Here is a 1,020-nt window from a genome sequence, read left to right as displayed (position 1 = left end):
CACCACGGGATGGCAGAACGCAACGTAAGCGACTGGTTATACGCTCGCACACTTGCGAATGCACCAGCAGAAGAGACTCGCTTCCAAGCAGAAATCTTCGATATCAATCGCGCTGGTATGCGTATCCGTCTGCTTGAGAACGGTGCAGCAGCATTCGTCCCAGGCTCTCTCATTCTTGATTACAAAGAAAGAATTGAGTGCAATGGTGATATGGGTACTGTATCTATCGATAAAGAAATGGTATACAGATTGGGAGACGTTTTAGTAGTCGTTCTCTCTGAGGTAAACCAAGAAAACCGCAGCTTAGTCGCTAAGCCAACTCAAATCTTTGCTTCTAAAGGCGCTAATAATTAGCGCCTTTTTTATTGCCGTCTCGCGAAAAATAACAACAAAACAAGCTATTATTGCTATATAACACTAAGTAACTTGATGCATATTAGGTTCAGTGAGGAAGCATTTAAGCAATCAGAACGTCAAAGAAGTGTGTATGCCATCAATCAATGTCACTCAATTTAGAAATTTCACCCCCAGGAAACGAGAGCGATACCCCGCCTCAAGAAATGGCATTTTTATCGTTCGCCAAGGCAGTATCTCTTTTGCATTACCCAATGGCTCTCAAGCCTCTCTCCACGCTGGTGAATTTGCGCTCTATAGCTCCGGCGAAGTTCAAGAAATATCAGTTAACACTGAACACGGCGAATTCAACGCCATCTGCCTAGACTTCGATCTCTCAATTTTTCAAAAATTTATCAATCAGTTTGGTGACCTAGAATCTGTACGCCCTCCAGAGCGGTACATCAAGTTTGATGCTGAGTATATTCTCCTAAATCAACTCAAGGAAATGCTGCTAACGTTGGCCAGCGAGCCGACTCAAAATGACTACGCAGTCACTCAATTGAGTTTAGCCTTGCTCTCTCTGATGGTTGAGGCGCACCCTTCCCTTTTGGCTGTGATTGGCAGAGCTTCAAAGCTGACCGTGACCCAGAAGGTGATTAATTACATCGAGCAGAACATTGAAGA

2 protein-coding genes are annotated in these 1,020 nt (G+C 44.2%); both read left to right on the top strand.

Features of this window, described 5'->3' with window-relative positions:
• Positions 1-354: S1 RNA-binding domain-containing protein (locus KIV40_RS34680; RefSeq protein WP_285353990.1), on the top strand; the 354-nt coding region annotated here is incomplete at its 5' end.
• A 133-nt stretch (positions 355-487) separates the two neighbouring features.
• The coding region (locus KIV40_RS34675) for an AraC family transcriptional regulator (protein ID WP_285353989.1) at positions 488-1,020 on the top strand (533 nt) is incomplete at its 3' end.

It is taken from the genome of Vibrio sp. D173a, from assembly GCF_030248475.1.
Note: the sequence above shows the minus strand (reverse complement) of the source record. Positions and strands in the feature narration are given on the sequence as shown.